24 protein-coding genes are annotated in these 20,382 nt (G+C 65.8%); 17 read left to right on the top strand and 7 right to left on the bottom strand.

Features of this window, described 5'->3' with window-relative positions:
- The first annotated feature begins 54 nt into the window (after positions 1-54).
- The 3 genes from C8K14_RS13825 to C8K14_RS13815 all read left to right on the top strand — a co-directional run bounded on the left by C8K14_RS13825 (position 55) and on the right by C8K14_RS13815 (position 1,672).
- Positions 55-459 (top strand): PTS sugar transporter subunit IIA, encoded by a 405-nt coding sequence (locus tag C8K14_RS13825; protein ID WP_022677184.1) that lies wholly within the window; start codon positions 55-57, stop codon positions 457-459.
- A 71-nt stretch (positions 460-530) separates the two neighbouring features.
- Positions 531-827, top strand: coding sequence for an HPr family phosphocarrier protein (locus tag C8K14_RS13820; protein WP_022677185.1), 297 nt, complete (start codon positions 531-533; stop codon positions 825-827).
- Between the two features lie 41 nt (positions 828-868).
- A complete protein-coding gene (locus C8K14_RS13815) occupies positions 869-1,672 on the top strand; it encodes an RNA methyltransferase (protein ID WP_107717073.1) in 804 nt (267 codons plus the stop codon).
- A 111-nt stretch (positions 1,673-1,783) separates the two neighbouring features.
- On the opposite strand, the gene recR is transcribed toward C8K14_RS13815, so the two are convergent.
- Complete coding sequence (recR, locus tag C8K14_RS13810; protein WP_022677187.1) at positions 1,784-2,377, bottom strand: recombination mediator RecR; 594 nt, start codon at positions 2,375-2,377, stop codon at positions 1,784-1,786.
- 50 nt (positions 2,378-2,427) lie between these two features.
- Here recR and fmt point away from each other — a divergent pair, with 50 nt between their 5' ends.
- Both fmt and truA read left to right on the top strand, forming a co-directional pair.
- Positions 2,428-3,333: a methionyl-tRNA formyltransferase gene (fmt, locus tag C8K14_RS13805; protein ID WP_107717072.1), complete on the top strand. Its 906-nt coding sequence runs from the start codon at positions 2,428-2,430 to the stop codon at positions 3,331-3,333.
- Entirely contained in the window at positions 3,333-4,082 is a 750-nt protein-coding gene (gene truA, locus C8K14_RS13800; protein WP_107717071.1) for a tRNA pseudouridine(38-40) synthase TruA, read from the top strand. Before fmt ends, truA begins: the two co-directional genes overlap by 1 nt.
- Before the next feature lie 101 nt (positions 4,083-4,183).
- On the opposite strand, the gene cobS is transcribed toward truA, so the two are convergent.
- A complete protein-coding gene (gene cobS, locus C8K14_RS13795; protein ID WP_107717070.1) occupies positions 4,184-5,176 on the bottom strand; it encodes a cobaltochelatase subunit CobS in 993 nt (330 codons plus the stop codon).
- Positions 5,177-5,378: 202 nt separating this feature from the next.
- On the opposite strand from cobS, the gene C8K14_RS13790 reads away from it, so the two are divergent.
- The 7 genes from C8K14_RS13790 (at position 5,379) to C8K14_RS13760 (ending at position 10,679) form a co-directional block, all read left to right on the top strand.
- The gene (locus C8K14_RS13790) at positions 5,379-6,182 is read left to right on the top strand and encodes a VOC family protein (RefSeq protein ID WP_107717069.1); all 804 of its coding nucleotides are present in this window, start codon (positions 5,379-5,381) and stop codon (positions 6,180-6,182) included.
- A gap of 33 nt (positions 6,183-6,215) precedes the next feature.
- Positions 6,216-6,764: a GFA family protein gene (locus C8K14_RS13785; RefSeq protein WP_233251088.1), complete on the top strand. Its 549-nt coding sequence runs from the start codon at positions 6,216-6,218 to the stop codon at positions 6,762-6,764.
- Positions 6,765-6,977: 213 nt separating this feature from the next.
- Complete coding sequence (locus C8K14_RS13780) at positions 6,978-8,117, top strand: acyltransferase (protein WP_158271916.1); 1,140 nt, start codon at positions 6,978-6,980, stop codon at positions 8,115-8,117.
- Positions 8,118-8,433: 316 nt separating this feature from the next.
- Entirely contained in the window at positions 8,434-9,057 is a 624-nt protein-coding gene (locus C8K14_RS13775) for a calcium-binding protein (protein WP_158271915.1), read from the top strand.
- 160 nt (positions 9,058-9,217) lie between these two features.
- The gene (locus C8K14_RS13770; RefSeq protein WP_022677196.1) at positions 9,218-9,574 is read left to right on the top strand and encodes a hypothetical protein; all 357 of its coding nucleotides are present in this window, start codon (positions 9,218-9,220) and stop codon (positions 9,572-9,574) included.
- A 5-nt stretch (positions 9,575-9,579) separates the two neighbouring features.
- A complete protein-coding gene (locus tag C8K14_RS13765; protein ID WP_062785178.1) occupies positions 9,580-9,786 on the top strand; it encodes a hypothetical protein in 207 nt (68 codons plus the stop codon).
- 155 nt (positions 9,787-9,941) lie between these two features.
- Positions 9,942-10,679 (top strand): bifunctional 2-polyprenyl-6-hydroxyphenol methylase/3-demethylubiquinol 3-O-methyltransferase UbiG, encoded by a 738-nt coding sequence (locus C8K14_RS13760; protein WP_062785180.1) that lies wholly within the window; start codon positions 9,942-9,944, stop codon positions 10,677-10,679.
- 21 nt (positions 10,680-10,700) lie between these two features.
- Here the strand turns inward: C8K14_RS13760 and C8K14_RS13755 are convergent, their stop codons facing one another.
- Positions 10,701-11,291 carry a J domain-containing protein gene (locus C8K14_RS13755; protein ID WP_233251087.1) on the bottom strand — a complete coding sequence of 197 codons (591 nt, stop codon included), beginning with the start codon at positions 11,289-11,291 and terminating at the stop codon, positions 10,701-10,703.
- Between the two features lie 39 nt (positions 11,292-11,330).
- On the opposite strand from C8K14_RS13755, the gene C8K14_RS13750 reads away from it, so the two are divergent.
- Both C8K14_RS13750 and C8K14_RS13745 read left to right on the top strand, forming a co-directional pair.
- Complete coding sequence (locus tag C8K14_RS13750) at positions 11,331-11,603, top strand: BolA family transcriptional regulator (protein WP_062785183.1); 273 nt, start codon at positions 11,331-11,333, stop codon at positions 11,601-11,603.
- Positions 11,600-12,907 (top strand): low temperature requirement protein A, encoded by a 1,308-nt coding sequence (locus C8K14_RS13745; RefSeq protein WP_084390907.1) that lies wholly within the window; start codon positions 11,600-11,602, stop codon positions 12,905-12,907. Before C8K14_RS13750 ends, C8K14_RS13745 begins: the two co-directional genes overlap by 4 nt.
- Here the strand turns inward: C8K14_RS13745 and C8K14_RS13740 are convergent.
- Positions 12,898-14,004 carry a DUF2332 domain-containing protein gene (locus C8K14_RS13740; protein WP_233251086.1) on the bottom strand — a complete coding sequence of 369 codons (1,107 nt, stop codon included), beginning with the start codon at positions 14,002-14,004 and terminating at the stop codon, positions 12,898-12,900. The two genes, C8K14_RS13745 and C8K14_RS13740, sit on opposite strands and share 10 nt — an antisense overlap.
- On the opposite strand from C8K14_RS13740, the gene hisG reads away from it, so the two are divergent.
- From hisG to nusB, 3 genes are read left to right on the top strand one after another with little or no spacing between them, the layout of a single operon-like run.
- Complete coding sequence (gene hisG / locus C8K14_RS13735; protein WP_062785185.1) at positions 14,003-14,677, top strand: ATP phosphoribosyltransferase; 675 nt, start codon at positions 14,003-14,005, stop codon at positions 14,675-14,677. The two genes, C8K14_RS13740 and hisG, sit on opposite strands and share 2 nt — an antisense overlap.
- Positions 14,677-15,966, top strand: a complete 1,290-nt coding sequence (gene hisD / locus C8K14_RS13730; protein ID WP_022677204.1) for a histidinol dehydrogenase — start codon at positions 14,677-14,679, stop codon at positions 15,964-15,966. The genes hisG and hisD overlap by 1 nt, the downstream gene beginning before the upstream one ends.
- Positions 15,963-16,412, top strand: a complete 450-nt coding sequence (nusB, locus tag C8K14_RS13725; protein ID WP_054132157.1) for a transcription antitermination factor NusB — start codon at positions 15,963-15,965, stop codon at positions 16,410-16,412. The genes hisD and nusB overlap by 4 nt, the downstream gene beginning before the upstream one ends.
- A gap of 48 nt (positions 16,413-16,460) precedes the next feature.
- Here nusB and fghA read toward each other — a convergent pair whose 3' ends face one another.
- The 3 genes from fghA to C8K14_RS13710 all read right to left on the bottom strand — a co-directional run bounded on the left by fghA (position 16,461) and on the right by C8K14_RS13710 (position 20,361).
- Positions 16,461-17,300, bottom strand: a complete 840-nt coding sequence (gene fghA, locus C8K14_RS13720; RefSeq protein WP_107717161.1) for an S-formylglutathione hydrolase — start codon at positions 17,298-17,300, stop codon at positions 16,461-16,463.
- A 2-nt stretch (positions 17,301-17,302) separates the two neighbouring features.
- Positions 17,303-17,683, bottom strand: coding sequence for a VOC family protein (locus C8K14_RS13715; RefSeq protein WP_107717065.1), 381 nt, complete (start codon positions 17,681-17,683; stop codon positions 17,303-17,305).
- A 74-nt stretch (positions 17,684-17,757) separates the two neighbouring features.
- On the bottom strand, positions 17,758-20,361 hold the full coding sequence (locus C8K14_RS13710; protein ID WP_107717064.1) for an HWE histidine kinase domain-containing protein: 2,604 nt from the start codon (positions 20,359-20,361) through the stop codon (positions 17,758-17,760).
- Positions 20,362-20,382 lie beyond the last annotated feature (21 nt).

Genomic DNA, 20,382 nt, shown 5'->3' with positions numbered 1-20,382 from the left:
GTTAAGCTTGGTTGTGGCATCTTGTCAGGCTGTATTTCGGAGCCCGTTCCCTTCATGATCGGTCTTATTCTCGTCACCCATGGTGCCCTTGCCGACGAATTCATCCATGCGATGGAACATGTCGTGGGCCGACAACAGGACGTCATCGGCGTCTGTATCGGCCCCAATGACGATATGGAGCGTCGCCGCAAGGAGATCGCCGATGCCATCCGCCGGGTCGATAGCGGCGAAGGCGTCATCATCCTCACCGACCTGTTCGGCGGCACCCCTTCGAACCTCGCGATCTCGCTGATGCAGGCGGGCCGGGTGGAAGTGATCGCCGGGATCAACCTGCCCATGCTGATCCGGCTTGCCAAGGCGCGCGGATGCATGAATGTTCGCGATGCCACGGCCGCCGCGCGCGATGCCGGCCGCAACTATATCACGATCGCTTCGGAATTCCTGGGCCAGGACGCATAAATCCCACGCCCGAGGGTTTCCCGAACAAAGCGACGCACCCGACAACGACGGGCAGGGGAAGAGGAAAGCCGATGTCGAGCCAAAGCTACGTTGCCCGAGAGACGATCACCATCGTCAACCAGCGCGGCCTCCATGCCCGCGCCAGCGCCAAGTTCGTCAATGCCGTGGCCAAGCTGCCTTCTGGCGTTGACGTGACGGTGTTCAAGGACGGCACCGAGGCAGCCGGCGGCTCTATCCTGGGCCTGATGATGCTGGGCGCGGCCAAGGGTGATACCATCGATGTCGTGGTGTCTGGCCCGGAAGGTGAAGCGGATTCTGTGCTGCTCAAGCTGGCGGGCCTGGTCAAGGACGGGTTCGGCGAAGACTGAAAGCCTTGCCCATCGCGGCTGGCTGACGCATGGACCGCCCCATGTCCCGCCGTACGATCACCGGGTTTTCCAACCCCACCGTCAAATTCGTCCGCAGCCTGCGCGACAAGAAGCACCGCAAGCGCGAGCAGCGCTTTCTGGCCGAGGGTCTGCGCCTGTTGACCGATGCCCGGGCCGGTGGGCGCCTGCCCGAAATCCTGCTGATGGCCCAGGGGCGCGAGGCGCATCCGCTGCTGTCAGACCTGGAAAGCGCGGTTTCGGCTGCCGGGGGCGATGTGATCGAGTTGCCGGTGGATATCCTGGCCAAGGTGACCGGCAAGGATAACCCGCAGGCCGTGGCCGGTGTCTTTGCCGAATGGGACACGGGCCTGGCGCAGATCGATCGCCGCGCCGCGCCGCTGTGGCTCGTGGCGCAGGCCATGCGCGATCCGGGCAATCTGGGCACGATGCTGCGTACCGCCGATGCCGTGGGCGCAGGCGGACTGATCCTGATCGATGATTGCGTCGATCCTTTTTCGGTAGAGGCGGTGCGCGCCAGCATGGGCGCCATCTTCACCCAGCGCCTCGCCCAGGCGCGCTGGGACGAATTCCTGCCCTGGCTGCGCACCGGCACCGGCCAGTTGGTGGCTGCATCGTTGCGCGATGCCGTGCCATATCGCGGCGCCCCTTATGCGGGTCCCTGCTTCGTCATGGTGGGCAACGAATCGCGCGGCCTGCCCGAAGACTATGAGCTGGCCTGCGACCTGCGCGTGACCATGCCGATGAAGGGCCGCGCTGACAGCCTCAACGCTGCCGTCGCTGGCGCCGTGCTCGCCTATGAAGTGCTGGCAAGCCTGGAAAGCTGAGTTCGGCGCAGGGGGGGCTTCGACAAGCTCAGCCCGAACGGGTTTCGGGGAGGGACTTTCCGCCTTCGTTAGCCCTGAGCCTGTCGAAGGGCCCAGCGCGACACCCGCGGGTCAAACCGGCCGCCGCGCGCGCAGGGCCTGGGCCAGGGTGCCCTCGTCCATATAGTCCAGTTCTCCCCCCACGGGCAGGCCATGCGCCAGTTGCGTCACGCGCACGGGCAAGTCTTCCAGCCGTTCGGCAATATAGTGCGCCGTGGTCTGCCCCTCGAGCGTGGCGTTCATCGCCAGGACCACTTCATCAATCCCGCCGGCGCGAACCCGATCGAGCAACCGGCCGATGGTCAGGTCTTCCGGCCGCACCCCTTCGAGCGCGGAAAGCCGCCCGCCCAGCACGTGATAGCGCCCGGTGAACAGCCGCGCGCGATCAAGCGCCCAGAGGTCCGCCACATCCTCCACCACGCACAGCGCGCGCGCATCGCGACGCGGATCGGCACAGATCCCGCACGGATCGGTGGTGTCCACATTGCCGCAGGTCTGGCATTCCACCAGGTTCTGGCGCACGGTATCAAGCGCGGCCAGCAGTTGCGGCAGCGCGCTTTCACGCCGCTTGATAAGCCAGAGCACAGCCCGCCGCGCCGAGCGGGGGCCGAGGCCGGGCAGACGGGCCAGTGCGCTCGCCAGCGCCTCGATCTCTTGCGATGCCATGGCGCGACAGATAGGGCCGCGCGCAGGATTGGAAAAGGACCCATTGCACCATGCGCGTTGTCTTCATGGGCACACCCGAATTTGCCGTGCCCACGCTCGATGCGCTGGTGGCCGCCGGCCACGATGTGGTGGCGGTCTACAGCCAGCCGCCGCGCCCGGCCGGCCGGGGTAAAAAGTTGCAGCCCTCGCCCGTGCATCTGGCGGCAGAGCGGCATGGCTTGCCTGTGCTCACCCCCGTCAGCCTCAAGGGGGCAGACGAACAGGCTGCCTTTGCCGCGCATGGCGCCGATGTGGCGGTCGTGGCGGCCTATGGCCTGATCCTGCCGGCCGCGATCCTGGCAGCCCCGGTAAAGGGCTGCCTCAACGTGCATGGCTCGCTGCTGCCACGCTGGCGCGGGGCAGCACCGGTGCAGCGGGCCATCCTGGCAGGCGATGTGCACACCGGCATCACCATCATGCAGATGGAGCGCGGACTCGATACCGGGCCTATGCTGGCGACGGTGGCCACGCCCGTGGCCGGCAAGACCGCCGGCGAACTCACCGCTGAACTGGCCACGCTGGGCGCAGACCTGATGGTGCGCGTGCTGGCCGATCTGGCCAGCTTTACGCCAGAGGTTCAGCCCGAAGCGGGCGTGACCTATGCCGCCAAGATCGACAAGGCGGAAAGCCGGCTCGATTTCGCCCAACCGGCCGAACAGGTGGAGCGCCAGGTGCGCGCTTTCGCCCCGACGCCAGGTGCTTTTTTCGAACTAGAGGGCGAACGCTATCGCGTGCTCGCTGCGCAGGTGTTGGCCGGTGAAGGTGCGCCCGGCACGGTGCTGGACGAGGCGCTGACCATTGCCTGCGGCCAAGGCGCCATTCGCCCGCTGACCGTGCAGCGCGCCGGCCGCCCGGCGATGGACACCGCCGCCCTCCTGCGCGGCCGCGCCATTCCGGCGGGCACGGTGCTCGCCTGATGCCGCGCTATGCCCTCACGCTGGAATTCGATGGCGGCCCGTTCATGGGCCTGCAACGCCAATCGCACGGCCCGTCGGTGCAGCAAGCGGTGGAGGAAGCGGCGCAAAGCGTGGTGGGGCATCCCGTCATTCTGCATGCCGCAGGCCGCACCGATACCGGCGTTCACGCGCTTGGCATGCGCGCGCATATCGATGTGGCGCGGCCGTTCGATCCGTTTCGCCTGTCAGAGGCGCTCAACGCTCGGCTCAAGCCCGATCCGATCGCCGTGCTCGCTTGCCGGATCGTGCCCGAAGACTGGCACGCGCGCTTTTCCTGCCTTGGCCGCGCCTATGAATATCGCATCGCCAACCGGCGCGCGCCGCTCACGCTCGATGCCGGCCGCGCCTGGCGCATCGCCCGGCCGCTAGATACGGCCGCGATGCACGAGGCGGCACAGGAACTGGTGGGCAACCACGATTTCACCACTTTCCGCTCGGTCCATTGCCAGGCGGCCAGCCCGGTGAAAACGCTCGACCGGCTCGACGTGCGCCGCGAAGGGGACATGGTGATCATCGAGACGGCGGCGCGCAGCTTCCTGCACCACCAGGTGCGCTCGATGGTGGGGTGCCTGGGCCTGATCGGCCAGGGCCACTGGACGCGTGCCGATCTGGTGGCCGCGCTCCACGCCCGTGATCGCCAGAAGCTGGGCCACAATGCCCCGCCCGAAGGCCTCTATTTCGTGAAGGCGGTGTATCCCGGCGAGGATTGAGTTCGCACGCGGGGGGCTTCGACAAGCTCAGCCCGAACGGATTTCAACTTCGGCTGCATCCGTTCGCCCTGAGCTTGTCGAAGGGCGTCAAGCGCCCAGCATCACGCCTTGTGCGCGACGCTTTCTGGCAGGTCCTTGGCAAACACCCGCTGATAATATTCGGCCACCAGCACGCGCTCGGCCTCGTCACACTTGTTGAGGAACGAGAGGCGGAAGGCAAAGCCGACGTCGTTGAAGATCTGGCTGTTCTGCGCCCAGCTGATCACGGTACGCGGGCTCATCACCGTGGAAATGTCGCCAGCCATGAAGCCCTTGCGGGTCAGATCGGCCACGCGGACCATCTGCGCGATCACCTGGGCATCCAGGCCTTGCACCTTCTTGGAAACCACGTCGATTTCGGTTTCCGCGGGCAGGTAGTTGAGCGCGACGACCAGGTTCCAGCGGTCCATCTGGCCCTGGTTGATCGCCTGCGTGCCGTGATAGAGGCCCGAGGTATCGCCCAGGCCCACGGTATTGGCCGTGGCGAACAGGCGGAAGAACGGATTGGGGCGAATCACCCGGTTCTGGTCGAGCAGGGTCAGCTTGCCTTCGGTTTCCAGCACGCGCTGGATCACGAACATCACGTCGGGGCGGCCTGCATCGTATTCGTCGAACACCAGCGCAGTCGGGGTCTGCAGCGCCCAGGGCAGCAGGCCTTCGCGGAATTCGGTCACCTGCAGACCATCGCGCAGCACGATGGCGTCGCGGCCGATCAGGTCGATACGGCTGATGTGGGCATCGAGGTTGATGCGCACGCACGGCCACTTCAAGCGCGCAGCCACCTGCTCGATATGCGTCGATTTGCCGGTGCCGTGATAACCCTGCACCATGACGCGGCGGTTGTAGGCAAAGCCGGCCAGGATCGCGAGCGTGGTATCGGGATCGAAGACATAGTTGTCATCGGTATCGGGCACGCGCTCGTCGGCCTGGGAAAAGGCCGGCACGGTCATGTCGATGTCGATGCCAAACACCTCACGCACCGAAACCTGGGTATCGGGCGCGGGCAGGACGGTGGTGGTGCCAGCGTGGGCCACGAGATTGGAAGTGTCGCTCATCATTTACCTGCCTATCCGCGCGGGCGCCGCGCTGCAACATGCTTTGGCATGCGCTTTTGGCCCGTCTTGCATTTGTGCCGGCCGAGCCCATGCGCAGTGGGCCTGGGCGGCCAAGCTGCTATGCTGCCGGCCACAACGCGCGAATCGAGAGAATGATGCGTGGGCCGCGATCGACCGGCCAACCCGCAGGAGGGATGCCAGCATGCCCCAAGGCCTGTTCGTGTGGTACGAGGTGACAACCGACGCCCCCGATGCGGTGCGCGCCTTTTACGAAGGCGTGATCGGGTGGCGGATCGCCGATCCCTCGCCCGGCCACGAAACCGCCGCGATCGATTATCGCCATATCTACCGTGCCGATGGCGCCGGACAGGGCGGCATGCTGGTCCTGCGCCCCGAGATGATCGCGGCCGGCGCGCGCCCATGGTGGGTGCCCTACCTGATGGTCGATAGCGTGCCGGACACGCTGGCCGCGATCACGGCCGATGGCGCGCGCGTGTGGATGCCTCCCACGACCATTGCCGAGGGCACCTTTGCCATGGTGGCAGACCCGTGGGGCGCGCCGTTCTACCTGATCGATCCAACCCCGCCGCCGGGGCAAGACACGCCGCCACCGCCGGTCTTTGCGATGGACATCACCCAGGCGGTCACCTGGAACGAGCTGTTCACCACCGATCTGCCCGGCGCGCGGACATTTTATGCGCGGCATTTCGGCTTTACCTATCCCGATGCCATGCCGATGGGCGCCTTTGGCGATTACCAGTTCATCGCCCATCCCCTGCAGGGCCGCGTCGGGGCGATGATGGCCCGCCCCAGCGCCGATGCGCCGCTGGGCTGGCGCACTTATTTCCGCGTGGCAGACGTGCGCGCGGCTGCCCAGGCGGTGCGGGATCTGGGCGGAACGCTGGAAGGCGATGTGCACGAAGTGCCTGGCGACGACCTGATGATCCAGGCCCGCGATCCGGCCGGCGCCTTTTTCGGGCTGGTCTCGCGCAAATCAGTCGCGTGATGCCACGGGTTTCCCTGCGCAAGGATACACAGCATGGATGACGCAATGCCGCCGGCCCATGCGGCGTCGGCCGACCGCCCCATGGCCGGCACGGCCGATCCCTTTGCCACCGGCGGATGCCGTTGCGGCACGGTACGCTATGCCCTCGCGCGGGCGCCCTATGTGGTGCATTGCTGCCATTGTCACGAGTGCCAGGTGCTGAGCGGCAGCGCCTTTGCCATCAATGCCGTGGTGGAGACAGAATGCCTCACGCTGTTGGCCGGCACAGTGGCACCGGTCGCCGTGCCGACGCACAGCGGGCGGGGGCAGACGATCATGCGCTGCACGGCGTGCCAGACAGCGGTATGGAGTCATTATGGCAGCCTGGGGCAAAAGGCTGCGTTCGTGCGCGCCGGCACGCTCGATTCGCCCGCGCTGTGCCCGCCAACCGTGCACATCTATGTGCGCACCCGGCTGCCATGGATCACGCTGCCCGATGGCATTCCCGCGTTCGACGGGTTTTACGCCGGCCGCGATGTGCCACAGATTTATGGTGCAGAAGGCGCCGCCCGGCTGGCCACGCTGCGCGCCCGCCCGGAATAGGCGGCTGGCAGCAAAGGATATTCTGCGCCGCAGCGCGCAATACGGTTTTCACTAAGCAGTAAACCGTATGAGTCCCCGTCGATAGTTTGGTTAATCATGCGTTAGTCACGATCACGCATGCCCTGCCCTTGCGGTGCACCGCGATATCGCGGCGCACCAATTCGGGCAGAAACGCCAGCGGGCCGCGCCCATTGGCAATGGGGGGCACAGCGCATGAACACGGCCACGCAGCAGGCCCGGCAGGGCGGGCGCTATGCCCTGCTCGATGAGATGCGCGGCATCGCGGCGCTGGCGGTATGCCTGTTTCACATTGGCACGCGGGCCACGGGGATCCAGTTGTTTCCCAACGGCTATCTTGCCGTCGATTTCTTTTTCATGCTCAGCGGCTTTGTCCTCGCCGAAGCCTATGAGGCGCGCCTGGTTGCCGATGCACCGGATCGTGCACCCGTGATGGACTGGGCCGGCTTTGCCCGGCGGCGGCTGGTGCGGATAGCGCCGGTGGCGGTGCTGGGCGCCGGGCTGGGTGGGCTCTATCTCGTCGCGCGTTGCCTGGTTTCCCCTGATCGGTCCGATCCGCTGGACCAGGTGCTGCTGGCCAATGCCCTCAATCTGCTGATCCTGCCCAAGCTATGGCATGGCGCGGCGACGGGGTGGGAACTGTTCCCGGCCAATGGCCCGCTGTGGTCGCTGTTCTTCGAAATCCTCGCCAACCTCGCCTGGGCAGCATTCCTGGTACGGCGCAGCACGGCGCTGCTCGCGGCCGGCGTCGCGCTCGCGGGGTTGGCGCTGGTTGCCTGCGCGCTGCGCCATGGCACAGTCGATCTGGGCTGGCAGGCCAGTTCGCTGGACGGCGGCCTGGCCCGGGTCTGCTTCGGGTTCGGCTGCGGCCTGCTGCTCCACCGCTTGCGCCACGCGCTCCCGGTAATGAACCGGGCCGCCGCAACCTTGGCCGCGCTGGCGCTGGTCTATGCCCTGGCGCTGCCGGTGCAGCACCTGCCGTGGACGTTGTTCATGGCCATGGCCTTTCTGCCCTGCGTGCTGGTGGTGGCGGTGGCAGCCGGCAGCCATCGCGCCATGCCCGGCGGCACCTGGCTGGGCCGTATTTCCTATCCGCTTTATGGCATTCACGTGCCTCTGCTCGCCATCGTATCGGGCGCAGCCAAGCGCATGCTGCAGGGTGAGCCGCTGGGCGCCTGGGGCATTGCCCTGGTCCCGCCCCTGCTGCTCGCGGCCTGGCTGGTGCTCACCCGCATCGACGAGCCATGCCGCGCCGAGCTCTCGCAGTGGTTCGATGGCAAGGCGCGTTCGGCACGGCAAACGACAACCGTGCGCCAAGGCTCAACCTGGGGCTGATGCAGGGAGGCGCCGCGCAGATTCAAACTTGCTCCAGATTGAACCGGTCTTGCCGCTGTTACCGCGTGAAAGCGCCAATATGAACGGGAAACACCGGCACGTTGCACCGCAATATCGCGTTATAACCAGGCAGGATCGGCAGCGATTCACACCTTGGCCGCCAGGGTGTTCGCGCAATTACCCATAAGACAAGTCAGGTCGCAATCATGACTTGCGTGGCCGAGGAACGCCTCTGTTCTTCCCGACCACACAGTATCCTCGAAAAATACTTGTGGATCAACTTTCCGCCCACACGGTGGAACGAAGGAGAATGAACATGGCAGTAATCAATGGCACCAGCGGCAACGACACCATCGCCGCGCCCAAGGGCAACAACATCATCAACGCCGGGGCTGGCGACGACGTTGTCACCGGCGGCTCGGGCAAGAACATCATCAGCGGCGGCGATGGCAACGACGTGCTCTACGGCGGCGGCGGCAACGACGCGATCTATGGTGGCGACGGCAACGACATTCTCAAGGGTGGCGGCGGCAAGGACGCGCTGACCGGCGGCGCCGGGGCAGACCAGTTCGTGTTCCGCTCGGGCGAAGGGTTTTCCTCGTTCGCCTTTACCGGTGGCCACGGCGTCACCAGCGTCTACCAGTGGGTGACGGTCGAAGATCTCAACTTTGCCGATCATGACGTGGTGCGCATCACCGGGTTCGACAGCATCTTCAACGCCATCGGCCTGACCGTGAAGGGCACCGGCTCTGCCTATATCGATTCGCAGGACGACGTGAACAAGCTGGCCGCCTATCTCAAGGCGCACCCCGATGCTGGCACCTATTTCGTCAACACCAGCGGGTTCGACGGCACCACGTTCATCCTCAACGATGGGCTCGGCCATCAGCAGGCCCTCACGCTCAGCCACATCATCGCCGACGATACCGTCGCGATCTGATCGCCCCGCGCTGGGGCATACAGCCCCGGCTGCTTGTCACCCTTGCGCCCTGCCATGGCTTGCCACGGCAGGGCGTTTTTTCTGGCAAGCGGGCATCATGGCGCGCTATCCCTGTGCCATGGGCCGCCGTATTGGCGCGCCAAGCAGAGGGACCAAAGCGATGAGCGTGTTCGACAGCATCCTGGGCCAGGTGAGCAGCGCGGTGGACGTGAAGAACCTGGCAGCAAAGCTGGGCATCGATCCCGCTCAGGCCGAAACCGCCATCGCCGCCTTGGCCGCGGGCCATCAGGCCAAGGGCGACACCATCGAAACCGCAGCTGCCAATACCGGGCTTGATGCTGGCCTGCTGCAGCAGATCGTCGGCCACATCGGCGGCGAAGGCGCACTGTCACAATTCGCCACGATCCTGGGTGATCATCCCGATGCGCTGGGCCAGGTCAGCAAGTTCCTCGACAAGGATGGTGATGGCAACCCGCTCAACGACATCGCCGGCCTGGCCAAGGGACTGTTCAGCTAAATCCCATGATGGATACGGTTCTTTCCCTGCTGGTGCTTGCCACCGTGGCGCTGATCGGTGGCGCAGTGTTTTTCTGGCGCCGTGGCGAGCGCAAGCGGCCAGCCCTGATGCTCGGCATGGCATTCCTGATCGCGGCCGATCTCGCCGTCTGGCTTACCCCGGTCGCCGGCGGCCCTTCGCTGATCGAAGTGGCGCATCAGGCACCGGATTGACGACAATCCCGCCCTGCGCAGACTAACCTTTATGTGTTCCCACCAAGATTGAAGCCTTTGCGGTGTGTTATTCGTTCAATCCCAAAGATTTTCTTTTGCACAAAGCGCAACTTGGGCCAGTGTCCCGAAACTGATTTTGGGGGCACTGTTCAAAGATGCGATTGCTGTTTCGGTCACGTTCCAAACCGCAACCCAGCCATTCGATTCGCGATTATCAAAGGGTGGTGCGAAAGAAGCTGAAGGCCATGCCACAAGAGCGCTCCCTTGCTCTTGCCCAGGCCATCGGCGCAGAAACGATGGAAAATTTCGTCGCACAGGGCGATGGCCATGTCGCGGTGTTGCGTCATTATGGCCTGAGCGATGGCATGGCCATTTATGATCTGGGCTGTGGCTGCGGGCGAACCGCCCAAGCACTGCAACGCTCTGGATGGCAGGGCGACTATACGGGCGCCGATGTCGTTCCCGAGCTTTTGCAGGAGTTGCAAAGGCAGTGCCCCACGTATCAGGCCATCATCAATTACAAGCCAACGATCGTGGCCCCGGATTCATCGTTGGACATGACGTTCAACTGGTCGGTCTTCACACATCTTTATCCAACCGAATCCTATCTTTATATCCAAGATAGCTTTCGTGCGCTCAAACCTGGCGGCAAACTGGTGTTTTCATTCCTGGAATTGGCCGAACCGGCCCATGACCGGATCTGGAATGCCTGCGTGGATCGCGTGCGCCGTGGGGAACGCGCCGAACAACTGGATTGCTTTTTGCACCGTGACTGGATCGCCCGCTTCGCCAAAGACGCGGGTTTTCTCCCGCCTGTTTTCACCGGCGGCTTGGACGACAGCAACCACCCCGCGTTCTGGCAGGCGCTGGCCATGCTGGAAAAGCCGGCCTGAGCGCGTTTTCACAGCCAGCTACTAGCGAAACGCGGCCGATTGCCGCAGGTGATCATAGGCCGCCACCACGCGCTGCAGCTTGTCTTCCAGGCTGCGATCCCCGCCGTTGCGATCGGGGTGATAGCGCCGCACCAGATCGGCGTAGCGGCGGCGCAGGGCGTGGCGGTCGGCGTCAAAGCCCAGGCCCAGCGCCTCGTATGCGGTGCGGTCTTCCGGGGTCAGGCCACGCCGGGCCGCATCCTGGGCGGCCTGGTGATCCATCTTGCGGGCACGGGCGCGCTGCGCGATCGCCTCGAGCGGATCGGCAAAATCGGCCCAGCGTGGCGCTTGGTCGATGCCGGCGTCCGGACGGAACGCGCGGGTGTGGGTATCCCATCCGGCCAGCGGCGATTGCGCGGCCATGATTTCATCGGCGCTCATGCCTTCAAAGAAATCATAGCCGGCGTTGAACGCGCGAATGTGGTCGAGGCAGAACCAGCGGTAATCACCAGGCCCGTCAAACCCGGAAGGCCGCACGCCAGGCGCACGGAATTCCCCCGGCGCATCGCACCCCGGGGCACTGCATTGGCGCCCGGTATCCGTGACGCGGCCATGGAACTTGTCATGCTTCACGCCATTGCACATGGTGCGTGCCAACCCGAAAGGAAAGAGATGACCGGCCCGATCGCCCAGGAAATTGAACGTAAACTTGTGGACGCCCTTGCCCCCACCCATCTGGCGGTGATCAACGATTCGGCCAGCCACAGCGGCCATCTGGGTGACGACGGCACCGGCGAATCGCACTTTACGGTGGAGATCGAAAGCGCCGCCTTTGCCGGCCTGTCGCGCCTGCAACGCCAGCGCTTGGTCAACCAGGCCCTGGGCGATCTGCCGGGCCAGCGGGTTCACGCCCTAGCGATTCGCGCCCGCGCGCCGGGCGAATGAGCGAGAAGGCCAAGCAGGAAGCCGAGGCGATTGCCGAGGCTGGCAAGCCCGCCCCCAAGGCCGAGACCGATGGGGTGCCCGCGCCAGCCACGCTCTTGCGCAATCACGAGGGCGGACACGCCCCGGTCAGCTATCTCGAGCTGTTTTTCGACCTGGTCTATGTCTTTGCCGTAACGCAGCTTTCCCATCATGTGCTGCACCATATGGGCGCGGCTGGCCTGGCAGAGGCACTGGTCCTGTTCCTGGCGGTATGGTGGGCGTGGATGTTCACCGCCTGGGCGGCGAACTGGACCAATCCCGAACGCGGCCCGGTGCGGATCATGCTGCTGCTGTCGATGCTGGCCAGCCTGGGGCTGGCCGTGGCCATGCCGCGCGCATTCGACGCTGTCGGCGGTGGCGATGCCATGCTGTTTGCCGCCTGCTATTGCCTGGTGCAGATCGGGCGCAGCGGGTTTGTCGCCTGGGCCATGGCCAAGAGCCGGCAGGAACATTGGCATGGCAGCGGTGCGCGCAACATGATCCGCATCACCTTGTGGTTCGTGGCCTCGGCCCCATTGTGGCTGGCCGGCGCGCTGGTCGATGCCCCGCTCGTGCGGCTCGGGCTGTGGGCGCTGGCGCTCACGGTCGATTACGGCGGACCGTTCATGGGCTTTGCCGTGCCGGGCATGGGCCGATCGCAGCCGGAAGACTGGGACATTTCCGGCAGCCACCTGGCCGAACGTTGCGCGTTGTTCATCATCATCGCGCTGGGCGAAGGCGTGGTGGTAACGGGCACCAGCTTTGCGCAGGAAACCGCCGACCTTGCCCGCAGCCTGGCCTTCGTGCTGGCCTTTGCTGGGTCTGCCCTGATGTGGTGGATCTATTTCGATCTGGGTGCCGAACGCGGCGCGCGGCACATTGCCCAGCATGCGCAGCCCGGCCGCGTGGCGCGCAGCGTCTATACCTATCTGCACATGCCGATCGTGGGCGGGATCGTGATCACCGCCGTGGCCGATGCCCTGCTGCTCGATGCGCCGCTGGCCGCGGCCAAGCTGCCGCTGGTTGCCACCCAGGCCGGGGGGCTGCTGGTGTTCCTGGCCGGCACTGGCCTGTTCAAGCGGCCATCCAGCCCGCATGGCAATTTTCCGCTGTCGCACTGGGTGGGTGGTGGCCTGCTGATCGTACTGGCGGCACTAACCCTGGCCTTTCCCCTGCCCGCGCCCGTGTTCGTAGGCGCCACGGTCTTGGCGCTGCTGGTGGTGGCAGTATGGGAATGGGCATCATACCATCACCACGGCAGCGCCCTGGCCGAGGATCAGGGCTGAAGCCATTCCACCCAGGCGCCATGGGCGTGGGCGGCCGCCAGGCACACCGGCGCGCCGCCATCGGGCCACAGCCGCACGGTCAATTCATGGCGGAACGTGGCACGATCGGTTTCCAGTGACAGCCAGGCCAGGCGCTGCCCCGGCGTGGCGCGCTGGCCGGCGGCATCGATCGCGGCGGTAATGCGCGCTTGCGTGGCGGGCGGCAGATATTGCCAGACGATGGAATGATAGATCACCCGCGTGCTGTCTTCCGGCTGCGGCGCGGCCAGCACGGCATCGACATAGTCGGCCGCGTCCATCGCCACCAGATCGGGCCGCCGTGCCTGCGCCAAGGCAATTGCCGCGTCCAGCCGCGCGATGCGCTCGGTCATCTCGGCCCAGACATAGCTCTTGAGCCGCAGCGCCTGGTCGGGATCGGCCAGATCGATCGGCGCGCGATCGCATCCGGCGATCGCCAGTACCTCGACCGGAACTTGCGGCGGCCGCCCGGTGCCGCGCCATTCGGGCGCGAGATGCAACGGCGAATCAGCCGGGCCGGCCTGCGTGCCACCCAGATCGAAGGCAAAGCGATCCATCATCGTGTTGACGCCGGCGCTCGCGCCCAACTCATGCAGCACGAAGCGCGGGCCCACCCGTGCCGATAGCCACAGCAGCCCGGCCATGATCGAAGCGGAACGGCCGGCTTCGTTGGTCTGGGGTGGCCCGTCGAGCCAGGGCAGCAGGCGGGTGGCAAAGCGATCCACCAGATCACCAACCAGCGCGTCGATCGCGGCCTGGTCGGTCAATTCCCCGCGATAGACCGCCGCGAGCCGCATGTCGACACCGGTCAGCACCAGATTGTGCAGCCCGCCGGCCAGGCGCAGCGGCAGCGCGTCTTCCAAGGGCTTGCCCGGCCAGGCCGCCATGCGCGCGCCCACCGCGCCGCCCGATGACAACAGGGGCAACTGGGCCCGCACCACGCGGCCCGTGGCCGGGGCGCCATTGGCCGCGGCGTGGTCTGCCTGCCAGGCGATGGCCTGTTCGACAGAAGCGATATCCATGATCGACGCCATGAGGTTGCCCTTTTCCCGCGCTTGCCATAGGGGCGAAGGCGTCATGACCACCGCCACCCCGCTCGTTTTCGCCCTGCCCAAGGGCCGCATTCTCGATGAGGCGCTGCCCTTGCTCGAACAAGCAGGCGTCGTGCCCGAGGCTGCGTTCTTCGACAAGTCCTCGCGCGCATTGTCTTTTGCGACCAGCCGGCCCGATGTGACGCTGATCCGCGTGCGCGCGTTCGACGTTGCCACGTTCGTTGCCCATGGCGCCGCGCAGGCCGGCATCGTGGGATCAGACGTGATCGACGAGTTCGACTATGCCGATCTCTATGCCCCGGTCGATCTCGATATCGGGCATTGCCGCCTGTCGGTGGCAGAGCCGGTGGGCGGCCTGGGCCAGGGCGATTGGCAGCGCGAAAGCCATGCCCGCGTCGCCACCAAGTATCCCAACCTTACCCGCCGCCATTTCGAACGGATGGGCGTGCAGGCCGAAGTGGTGAAGCTCAATGGCGCGATGGAACTGGCGCCGTCGCTCGGCCTGGCCAGCCGCATCGTCGATCTGGTCTCCTCGGGCCGCACGCTCAAGGAAAACGGCCTGGTCGAAACCAGCCAGATCATGCAGATTTCGGCGCGGCTGATCGTCAACCGCGCCGCGCTCAAGACCGATAGCGCCCGCCTGGGCGCGCTGGTCGATGCGTTCCGCACGCAAGTTGCCGCACGAAAGGCCGCCGCCTGATGCTCCGCCTCAAGACGACCGACGCCGATTTCGCCACGCGCTTTGCCCGGCTGGTAAAAGACCGCCGCGAAAGCGACGAGAACGTCAGCCGCGATGTCCAGACGATCATCGAAGACGTGCGGCTGCGCGGCGATGAAGCCGTGGCCGAATATACCCAGCGCTTCGATGGCCACCTGCCGCAGGGCGATGGCTGGCGTATCGATGCCGCCACCTGCCGCGAGGCGTTCGATGCCTTGGCGCCCGATCTGCGCGCCGCGCTGGAACTGGCCGCGCAGCGCATCCGCACCTATCACGAGGCACAACTTCCGCAGGACCGCGACTATACCGACGCGGCCGGCGTGCGCTTGGGCGCTAAGTGGCGCGCGGTGGATGGTGCCGGGCTCTATGTGCCGGGCGGCCGCGCCGCCTATCCCTCGTCGCTGTTGATGAATGCCATCCCCGCCAAGGTGGCGGGCGTTGGCCGGCTGGTTGTCACCACGCCCACGCCCAAGGGTGAGATCAACCCGCTGGTGCTGGCCGCCGCGCACTTGGCCGGGGTGGACGAAGTGTGGCGCGTGGGCGGGGCGCAGGCCGTGGCCGCGCTGGCCTATGGCACCAAGACGATGCGCCCGGTGGACGTGATCACCGGCCCGGGCAATGCCTGGGTGGCCGAAGCCAAGCGCCAGCTTTACGGCGTGGTCGGGATCGACATGGTGGCCGGGCCATCGGAAATCCTGGTGATCGCCGATGCCAAGAACGATCCGCAGTGGATCGCTGCCGACCTGCTGAGCCAGGCCGAACACGATCCGGCCGCACAGGCGATCCTGATCACCGACGATGCCGCCTTTGCCGATCAGGTGGTCGACATGGTCGGCGTGGAAATCGCCCTGCTGCCCACTGCCCGCGTGGCCAAGGCCAGCTGGGAAACCCACGGCACGGTGATCGTGGTGGAATCGCTGGACGAGGCCCCCGCCCTCGCCAATGCGCTGGCGGCCGAGCATGTGGAGATCGCCACTGACGATCCCGATGCCCTGTTTGCCCAGATCCGCCATGCCGGCTCGGTGTTCCTGGGCCGCATGACGCCCGAGGCGATTGGTGACTATGTCGCTGGCCCCAACCACGTGCTGCCCACCGGGCGCCGTGCACGCTTTTCCTCGGGGCTTTCCGTGCTCGACTTCATGAAGCGCACCAGCTTCATTGCCGTGAGCGATGCTTCCATTGGCGCAGTTGGCCCGGCGGCCATTGCGCTTGCCGATGCGGAAGGGCTTGCCGCCCACGCCCGCTCGATCGAACTGAGATTGGGAATATGACGAATAGCAAGGGCCAGGCCCGCTCTGCCGCGCGGCTTGCCGCTGTCCAGGCACTGTACCAAGTAGATATGGAAGGCACCGAGCTGCGCTTCCTGCTCGACGAGTTCCACCAGCACCGGCTGGGCGCGGAAATCGAAGACGTGGAATATGCCGCGGCTGACGTGGAGTTCTTCGATGACGTGGTCAAGGGCGTGATCGCCCGCCGCGAGGAAGTCGATGGGCTGATCCAGGGCCGCCTGGCCCAGGGCTGGTCGTTGGCCCGCCTCGACAAGACCATGCTGCAGATCCTGCGCTGCGGCACCTATGAATTGCTGGCCCGCACCGACATTGCCGTGGGCACGGTGATCAGCGAATACCTCGACGTGGCCCACGCCTTTTTCGACGCGCGCGAGGCCAAGTTTGCCAATGGCGTACTCGACGCCGTGGCCAAGGACGTGCGTAAGTAACACGCCCGTCCCCTCCCCATCGCCGATGGGGAGGGGGTGCAGGGCAATTTACAACCGCGCTGCGTGCCAGCGCAGGTGATCGTCCATGAATGTGGAAATGAAGTTGTAGCTGTGGTCATAGCCCGGCTGCAGCCGCAGCGTGAGGTCAACGCCCGCCGCTTCGCAGGCCGTGGCGAACAGGTCGGGCCGCAATTGCTCGGCCAGGAAGCTATCGGCATCGCCCTGGTCGATCAGGATGGCCCCCGCCGGGCGCTTGCCGTCTTCGACCAGCGCGGTGGCATCATGCGCGCGCCATGCGGCACGATCGTCACCCAGATAGCCGCCCAGCGCCTTGTGGCCCCAGGGCACCTGCCCCGGCGCCACGATCGGCGCGAAGGCCGAAAGCGACTTGAACGTTTCGGGATAGGTCAGCCCCAGCGTCAGCGCACCATGACCGCCCATCGAGTGGCCGGTGATGCCCATCCGCGCGATATCAACCGGGAAATGCGCGGCAAGCAGGGCCGGCAATTCCTGCGAGACATAGTCCCACATGCGGTAATGCGCGGCGTAAGGCTCTTGCGTGGCGTTGACGTAAAAGCCCGCCCCCAGGCCAAAGTCATAGGCACCGGCCGGATCATCGGGCACGTCCTCGCCCCGCGGCGAGGTATCGGGCGCCACGAAGATCAGCCCGAGTTCGGCGCAGAGGCGGCGATATTCGCCCTTGTCCGTCACGTTGGCATGGGTGCAGGTCAGGCCCGAGAGATAGAGCAGCACCGGCAGCTTGGCCCCAGCCTGCGCCTGGGGCGGCACGAATACCGAAAAGGTCATCGGCGTGGCCGTGGCGGCCGAGGCGTGCTTGTACACGCCCAGCACGCCACCATGGGCCTTGGTGGTGGAAACCGTTTCCAGCGTCATTGCACGGCGCCATAGTTGTGCAGCGCGCAGATCTTGTGGCCATCAGGATCGCGCAGATAGGCCAGGTAATAGGGGGTGCCATTGCGCACGCCGGGCGGGTCTTCGCAGGCGCTGCCGCCATGGGCGATGCCGGCGGCATGCCAGGCGTCGGCCTGTTCCGGAGACATGGCAAAGCCCACGGTAAAGCCGTTGGCGCACGTCGCCGGCTCGCCGTCGATCGGCTTGGTCAGGATGAAGATGCCGCCGTTGTGCACATAGATCAGCCGCCCCTTGGGATCGACGATGCCCTGGGGCCCACCGAACGTGGCGAAGGTGGCATCGTAAAAGGTCTTGGCACGGTCGATATCGTTCGTGCCGATCATCAGGTGGCTGAACATGGGCGTCTCTTCTCCCGGTGCAGCGCCCCATGCGCCGCATCGCGGGGCGGTGTGCCCGGCCCTGCCCCTGCCGGTCAAGTGCCCGCGTGGGGTGATTGCCGCACGGCTTGGGCCTGGCCCACGGCGGCGCGCAATTCCTTGAGGCCATAGGGCTTGTTGATCACCGGCACGCCGGGCCAGCGTTCGTTGCCAATGCCTTCGCCATAGCCGGTGGCAAAGGCAAAGGGCACACCCAGTTCGGTCAGCCGATCGGCGATCGGCGCGCTGGTATCCACACCCAGGTTGAAGTCCAGCAGGGCAAAGGCAAACTCGTTCCGCTCCAGCAGGCGCAGCGCATCGCGCACGGTCGGCGCGGTGCTGACCGCCGCCGCGCCCAGTTCGCGCAGCGCGTCTTCGCCATCGAGCGCGATGATCATGCTGTCTTCCACCAGCAGCACGTTGCAATCGTCCAGCGGCGTGGTCGCCCCGCCCAGGCTGATCGGCGTGGGACCGCTGTGCCGCGCCGCCGTTACCCCCGCCACACAGTGTTCGGGCAGGGTGAAGCGGGCATGCACGCCCGGTTCCAGATAGGCGATGTTGGCCGTGCCACCCAGGTCATAGGGGATCGAGCGTTCGATGATCGTGCTGCCAAACCCACGCCGGGTGGGTGGCGCCACGGGCGGACCATCGCGTTCCTGCCAATCGAGCACCAGCCCGCCGCTGCCGTCACGCTCCCACGAAATATGCACCGTGCCCTGCCCGGCGAGCGCGCCATACTTCACGGCATTGGTCATCAATTCGTGGATGACCAGGGCAATCGTGACGTAGGCGGTGGGATAAAGCAGCACGTTCTCGCCCTGCGCCACCACGCGTTCGGATTGCGCGCGCAAATAGGCGCCGGCTTCCACTTCTACCAGGTCAGCCAGCCGCGCCGGCCCCCAGCGATCGGCGGTGATCTGGTCATGCGCGCGGGCGAGCGAGCGGATGCGATCATCGAGCGTGACGATAAAGCCCGCCACATCGGCGGCGCCATCGCGGGTCTGCGCGATCAGGCCACGGATCAGCGAGAGGATATTGCGCACGCGGTGATTGAGTTCGGCAATCAGCAGTTCCTGCCGTTCCGACGCGCGGGCGCGCTCCACCCCGGCGGTTTCCGCCAGGCGCACCAGCACTTCCAGCATGCCCACGCGCAGCGCTTCGGCCACGCGGCGCTCGGCCGGAGTAAACGGCTGGCACGTGCCCTTTACCAGTTGCGCCCAGGCCTCGAAACTCTTGCGCGGGGTCAGGCGCGGGCCGTTGGGGCCGTGCACCATTTGCTTTTCAGGCTTTCCGCCCCAGCGCACCTCGCGCAGGCGTTCTGCCCGGAACAGCACGATGTAGTCACGCGGCTCGCGCGACAGCGGAATCGCCAGCATGCCGGCTGCCACATCGGCGTGATCGGCCGCGGCTGGCAGCAGCTTGGCAATCGTTTCGGTGGCAAAGACCTGCCCAGAAGAGACCCGGTTGAGCAGGCGCACGATGCTGTCAAACTGGTCGTCATTGGGGGTCAGCCCCACCAGCGAGGTCTGCCCGCGCACATGCACGCCGATGCCATCGGCGGGAATGGCATCACCGATCACGTCGGCCAGCCATTGCGGATTGTCGAGCAGGTCATTGTCCTGCGCCACGGTGGCCAGCAAGCGATCGGTAACGGCGCGACCGCGCGCTTCATACTCGCGAGCCTGGGCGTTTTCCCGCGCGTCGAGCATGAGCGAGAACATCTGGCCAAACAGTTCGGCCGCGCTGCGTGCGGCCATGCTGGGCAGGCGCGGGGAATAGTGATGGCAGGCAAACAGCCCCCACAGCTTGCCGCCCACCACGATCGAGATCGACAGCGACGCGCATACGCCCATGTTGTGCAGGTATTCGATGTGGATTGGCGACACTGCGCGCAGCACGGACAGCGACTGGTCCAGCAGCAGGCCATCGGGATCGCGCTGCGGCACCAGGGGCACCGGTGTAGACCCAACGTCAGCGATCACGCGAAACGTATTGCGCAGATAGAGCTGGCGCGCCTGGGCCGGAATATCGCTGGCGGGATAGTGCAGCCCCAGGAAGCTGTCGATGCCATGCCGCGCGGATTCAGCGACGACCTCGCCCGATTCCTGCGCATCGAAGCGATAGACCATGACCCGGTCAAACCCGGTGATTGCCCGCACCTGGCGCGCGCCTTCCCGCAGGAACGCGGGTAGGCCTTCCACCTGTTGCAACCGGCCGATCATGCTGCGCACCACCGAGGTCGCCTCGATCGGCTCCAGCGCGGCTGGCTCTGCCTCGATCACGATCTCGCGGCCGGCGAAATGCAGCGCCACGTCGAACGGCGGCTTCCCGGCCAACAATGGCAGGGCGAAAATCCGCTCTACCGCATCGGCGCCACGCAGCGTGGTCAGCCGGTTGCGGATGGTGTGGATTGCCTCGCGGTCGAGCAGATGGGTAAGCGGCTGGCCCAGCACGTCGTGCGCAGCCATGCCGGTAAATTGATCAATGTTTTCAGAGACCCGCGCAACCATCCAATCGGGCGTGATGGCGACGAGAAATCCGAAGGGCTGAATGATGCCCAGAACATGGATCGGCTCGCGGTCGCAATTGCTGAGATCCACGGCAAAGGCTTCCGCCTGCTCGGCAGGAACCTGGCCGCTTGATTCAGTTTGCTGGGTCATCCGTAGCGCCAATAACGCACG

Origin of the sequence: Novosphingobium sp. GV079, assembly GCF_003058045.1 — a bacterium.
Classification (GTDB): Bacteria; Pseudomonadota; Alphaproteobacteria; order Sphingomonadales; family Sphingomonadaceae; genus Novosphingobium; species Novosphingobium capsulatum.
This window is presented reverse-complemented; position numbering and strand designations above follow the sequence as displayed.

Bases quoted from the DNA above. Each gene is read 5' to 3' on its own strand.
- recR (WP_022677187.1), bottom strand. From the start codon at position 2,377: ATGGCATCGCAAGAGATCGAGGCGCTGGCGAGCGCACTGGCCCGTCTG.
- C8K14_RS13775 (WP_158271915.1), top strand. From the start codon at position 8,434: ATGGCAGTAATCAATGGCACCAGCGGCAACGACACCATCGCCGCGCCC.
- nusB (WP_054132157.1), top strand. From the start codon at position 15,963: ATGACGAATAGCAAGGGCCAGGCCCGCTCTGCCGCGCGGCTTGCCGCT.
- C8K14_RS13745 (WP_084390907.1), top strand. From the start codon at position 11,600: ATGAGCGAGAAGGCCAAGCAGGAAGCCGAGGCGATTGCCGAGGCTGGC.
- C8K14_RS13740 (WP_233251086.1), bottom strand. From the start codon at position 14,004: ATGACGCCTTCGCCCCTATGGCAAGCGCGGGAAAAGGGCAACCTCATG.
- C8K14_RS13825 (WP_022677184.1), top strand. From the start codon at position 55: ATGATCGGTCTTATTCTCGTCACCCATGGTGCCCTTGCCGACGAATTC.
- C8K14_RS13815 (WP_107717073.1), top strand. From the start codon at position 869: ATGTCCCGCCGTACGATCACCGGGTTTTCCAACCCCACCGTCAAATTC.
- C8K14_RS13790 (WP_107717069.1), top strand. From the start codon at position 5,379: ATGCCCCAAGGCCTGTTCGTGTGGTACGAGGTGACAACCGACGCCCCC.
- C8K14_RS13785 (WP_233251088.1), top strand. From the start codon at position 6,216: ATGGATGACGCAATGCCGCCGGCCCATGCGGCGTCGGCCGACCGCCCC.
- hisG (WP_062785185.1), top strand. From the start codon at position 14,003: ATGACCACCGCCACCCCGCTCGTTTTCGCCCTGCCCAAGGGCCGCATT.
- C8K14_RS13770 (WP_022677196.1), top strand. From the start codon at position 9,218: ATGAGCGTGTTCGACAGCATCCTGGGCCAGGTGAGCAGCGCGGTGGAC.
- hisD (WP_022677204.1), top strand. From the start codon at position 14,677: ATGCTCCGCCTCAAGACGACCGACGCCGATTTCGCCACGCGCTTTGCC.
- C8K14_RS13715 (WP_107717065.1), bottom strand. From the start codon at position 17,683: ATGTTCAGCCACCTGATGATCGGCACGAACGATATCGACCGTGCCAAG.
- C8K14_RS13750 (WP_062785183.1), top strand. From the start codon at position 11,331: ATGACCGGCCCGATCGCCCAGGAAATTGAACGTAAACTTGTGGACGCC.
- truA (WP_107717071.1), top strand. From the start codon at position 3,333: ATGCCGCGCTATGCCCTCACGCTGGAATTCGATGGCGGCCCGTTCATG.
- C8K14_RS13765 (WP_062785178.1), top strand. From the start codon at position 9,580: ATGATGGATACGGTTCTTTCCCTGCTGGTGCTTGCCACCGTGGCGCTG.
- fmt (WP_107717072.1), top strand. From the start codon at position 2,428: ATGCGCGTTGTCTTCATGGGCACACCCGAATTTGCCGTGCCCACGCTC.
- C8K14_RS13780 (WP_158271916.1), top strand. From the start codon at position 6,978: ATGAACACGGCCACGCAGCAGGCCCGGCAGGGCGGGCGCTATGCCCTG.
- cobS (WP_107717070.1), bottom strand. From the start codon at position 5,176: ATGAGCGACACTTCCAATCTCGTGGCCCACGCTGGCACCACCACCGTC.
- C8K14_RS13760 (WP_062785180.1), top strand. From the start codon at position 9,942: ATGCGATTGCTGTTTCGGTCACGTTCCAAACCGCAACCCAGCCATTCG.
- C8K14_RS13820 (WP_022677185.1), top strand. From the start codon at position 531: ATGTCGAGCCAAAGCTACGTTGCCCGAGAGACGATCACCATCGTCAAC.
- C8K14_RS13710 (WP_107717064.1), bottom strand. From the start codon at position 20,361: ATGACCCAGCAAACTGAATCAAGCGGCCAGGTTCCTGCCGAGCAGGCG.